The organism is Nostoc cf. edaphicum LEGE 07299, assembly GCF_015207245.1.
In the GTDB taxonomy this organism is placed as follows: domain Bacteria; phylum Cyanobacteriota; class Cyanobacteriia; order Cyanobacteriales; family Nostocaceae; genus Nostoc; species Nostoc edaphicum_B.
Genome location: NZ_JADEXF010000768.1, coordinates 1 through 3,188, shown reverse-complemented (window position 1 = coordinate 3,188; position 3,188 = coordinate 1). Strand labels below are relative to the sequence as shown.

4 protein-coding genes and 1 CRISPR repeat array are annotated in these 3,188 nt (G+C 41.7%); all 4 genes read right to left on the bottom strand.

Annotated features, from left to right (window positions below; genetic code table 11):
* A partial coding sequence (locus IQ229_RS20380) for a PAM68 family protein (RefSeq protein WP_194046860.1) occupies nucleotides 1–202 on the bottom strand: 202 nt, incomplete at its 3' end.
* 11 nt (nucleotides 203–213) lie between these two features.
* Nucleotides 214–483 carry a 30S ribosomal protein S15 gene (rpsO, locus tag IQ229_RS20375; RefSeq protein ID WP_041565894.1) on the bottom strand — a complete coding sequence of 90 codons (270 nt, stop codon included), beginning with the start codon at nucleotides 481–483 and terminating at the stop codon, nucleotides 214–216.
* 283 nt (nucleotides 484–766) lie between these two features.
* Nucleotides 767–1,948: a CRISPR direct-repeat array (repeat unit 37 nt; unit sequence GTTTCAATCCCTAATAGGGATTTTAGTTGATTGCGAT).
* Between the two features lie 347 nt (nucleotides 1,949–2,295).
* Nucleotides 2,296–2,619 carry a hypothetical protein gene (locus tag IQ229_RS20370; protein ID WP_194046858.1) on the bottom strand — a complete coding sequence of 108 codons (324 nt, stop codon included), beginning with the start codon at nucleotides 2,617–2,619 and terminating at the stop codon, nucleotides 2,296–2,298.
* Nucleotides 2,620–2,797: 178 nt separating this feature from the next.
* The gene (locus IQ229_RS20365; protein ID WP_194046856.1) at nucleotides 2,798–2,977 is read right to left on the bottom strand and encodes a chlorophyll a/b-binding protein; all 180 of its coding nucleotides are present in this window, start codon (nucleotides 2,975–2,977) and stop codon (nucleotides 2,798–2,800) included.
* Nucleotides 2,978–3,188 lie beyond the last annotated feature (211 nt).

Here is a 3,188-nt window from a genome sequence, read left to right as displayed (position 1 = left end):
ACCCAGCTACCCGTCGGATCATCCGTTGGCTGACTACTTGGGGAATTGCCATCTCTTGTTTGGTGTAAACCACTTTTTTATCAGCCTTTTTGACGGATTCTTGGGGCTGTGCTACTGGTTTACTTTGAGCTTTTGCGGGTTTTTGGCGCTTTTTGTTCGGTTCAAAGGGCAAACGACTGCGTTCAGATTCTTCAGCAGACATAAGCGGTAGTCCTATCCACGAATACCGAGACGAGCAATCAAAGCTTGATATTTTTCCCGGCTTTCCTGCGATATATAAGCTAGAAGGCGCTTGCGCTGTCCGATTAGCTTCAACAGTCCTCTTCGGGAAGAATGGTCTTTTTTATTTGCTTGGAGATGTTCGCTGAGACGGTTAATGCGCTCAGTTAGCATAGCGACTTGGACATCGGCCGAGCCAGTGTCAGTTTCGTGAACTTGGTAGTTGGAGATTATTTCTTGTTTCCGCAGTTGCGTGAGGGCCATGGTCGATTCGGTTTCTTGTTTTTCTAAAATGTATGCAGCAGTCTCCTATAATATCACAGCCCTCAAGCTGGATGTGGAATGACCTTGAAGTAATTTTTGTAACTTTTAATACTATTTTCAGAGGCTAGCTCTCAGTATACTTTGTTCCAATACCTGATAGGGATATTGATTGCGATCGCCAAAATGGTTTACCCTATGCAAGGCCCAAAGGTTTCAATCCCTAATAGGGATTTAGTTGATTGCGATGCATATATTGATTTCAGCCCCATTACAATGGCTTCCTGTTTCAATCCCTAATAGGGATTTTAGTTGATTGCGATTTAATGTCGTTTAATTCTTGTAGGTTTTGAATCAGTTTCAATCCCTAATAGGGATTTTAGTTGATTGCGATGTAAGCACCCATTCCTTCCGGCGAACTTCCTTGTTTCAATCCCTAATAGGGATTTTAGTTGATTGCGATCGTACGAATAGTGACACCATTCTTGCTGCAAATTCTGTTTCAATCCCTAATAGGGATTTTAGTTGATTGCGATCGCTATTTCTGATGCAATAATCAGCCTGAACTTCAAGTTTCAATCCCTAATAGGGATTTTAGTTGATTGCGATCTCGGGCTACGCGGTTGTTTGACAATATGCAGCCAGTTTCAATCCCTAATAGGGATTTTAGTTGATTGCGATCAAGCCGCTCATCTCAGTCGGGCTACGCGGTTGTTTGTTTCAATCCCTAATAGGGATTTTAGTTGATTGCGATCTCCCAGAGGGACAGCTACTAGGCAATGGTGCGTTTCAATCCCTAATAGGGATTTTAGTTGATTGCGATCCTGCCGTAGCTAAAGGAGAAAGTACAGCATATTTGTTTCAATCCCTAATAGGGATTTTAGTTGATTGCGATTGGTTCCCTGAAGCGCTACAGAAGTTAGACGCTAGTTTCAATCCCTAATAGGGATTTTAGTTGATTGCGATCCACCTCCCGCACCGCCGTAAGTTGAGTTTCCACCGTTTCAATCCCTAATAGGGATTTTAGTTGATTGCGATGTCTGGAGCGAGAACAACCCGTCTCGCTCTTGTTTCAATCCCTAATAGGGATTTTAGTTGATTGCGATCTTCCGCCCTAGCTGCTCTTGATGGGCTTTGTAACCAAACGTTTCAATCCCTAATAGGGATTTTAGTTGATTGCGATCGGCACGAAACTTTTCATCACCTCTTCAATGAATGGTTTCAATCCCTAATAGGGATTTTAGTTGATTGCGATGATGCAATCTTTCAAGTAGTCAAGGCATTTAAAGGTTTCAATCCCTAATAGGGATTTTAGTTGATTGCGATCAACGTTTTTGAGTTCTAAACTAACTTCTTCAATGTTTCAATCCCTAATAGGGATTTTAGTTGATTGCGATGTTGAAACCTATGCCCTCGCTACCAATAGGGCAGGTTTCAATCCCTAATAGGGATTTTAGTTGATTGCGATCGCAGGCGTCTGAAAGACTTGTGTTATTTGGTTTTCAAGGTTCAATAGCGCGAATGCAAAAATCATAACATAAGGAGTGGCAATTGTGCTAAATGTAAATAGCTGAAACTCATTCTACATAAGGTGCGCGGATGGTTTGAAGATGCTACAGCCCTCAAAATCTTGCATATAGGGCAATTCAGCTATTTTTGTATTCCCCCCTTCCCCAACACCTACCCATCCGCGCATTTAGCTAAAAAACTAATTCGATTGGAAAGCTGTTTACTATAGATATCCCACTCAACTAGGTCAGATGGCTTTAAGGTGATGCCTACGCTTACGCAATTCCAGTATCCCCATAACTAACCTTATTTGGCAACGTCTTCAAAGTCTGTTATCGCATAAGCAAATTCTCTAAAAGCTGTTTTAATCAGAACCTCTTTCGTTCCTCTTTCCAGAGAAGAGTTGCGGATGAGGTCTGTTAATTCTATGAACAACAGAGAAAACATAAAACGATCTTGGCGGTCAACTTGTTTCAAACAAGACGATATAAACTGATAAAGCTCTGTTTTTCTGGGTTTGGTCTGTTCATCCCATATTTGCAAACCAAGCCGAAAAGTTCTCAAGCGGATTTCATTGGTGTTGAAGGACGCGTCTTTGTAGCGGACTGATACGCGTTGGGGTAGTTCCATGAGTTTTAGCTATACATATTCGATGTAAAGTAATTATTCACTTATATTTTGGCTCAACCGGAAAAATCTGATATTTTGCACCAATTGCAACAGCCGCCATCGGTTAGAAACGAATGACTGGCGTATAATATAGAGAATTTTGCAGGGTAGTACAGCAGTTCTACCCTACATCGCCAATTTAGAGGATACCCCAGAAATGGAGTACTCCTTGACCAGAAAAAGCTTCAATCAAAATCGCAGAGACAAAACCAATCATTGCAAGACGACCGTTCCAATTTTCACTCTGAGGAGTGAAGCCAAAACGCACAGCATTAGGATCTTCTGAAACAATAGATGCAGTATTTTTAAAATCTGACACGAGCATAACTCCAAAATTCAAGTGTTGTAGCAGTTATAACTGTCTGTAAAGTAATGTAACAGATGTTTAAAAAAATGCAAGATTGAGGGAATTAGGACTTATATCATGTCTGCTAGATTACTTATTAAACCTGAAGAACCCCACCCCGCCAAAGCTATGCTTTGTCTCCCCTCCCCGCTCTTCGGGAGGGGCTGGGGGTGGGGTGCAATGA

What these genes read in the sequence shown, in the direction of transcription:
- rpsO (WP_041565894.1), bottom strand. Translation starts at nt 483, where the DNA reads ATGGCCCTCACGCAACTGCGGAAACAAGAAATAATCTCCAACTACCAA.
- IQ229_RS20370 (WP_194046858.1), bottom strand. Translation starts at nt 2,619, where the DNA reads ATGGAACTACCCCAACGCGTATCAGTCCGCTACAAAGACGCGTCCTTC.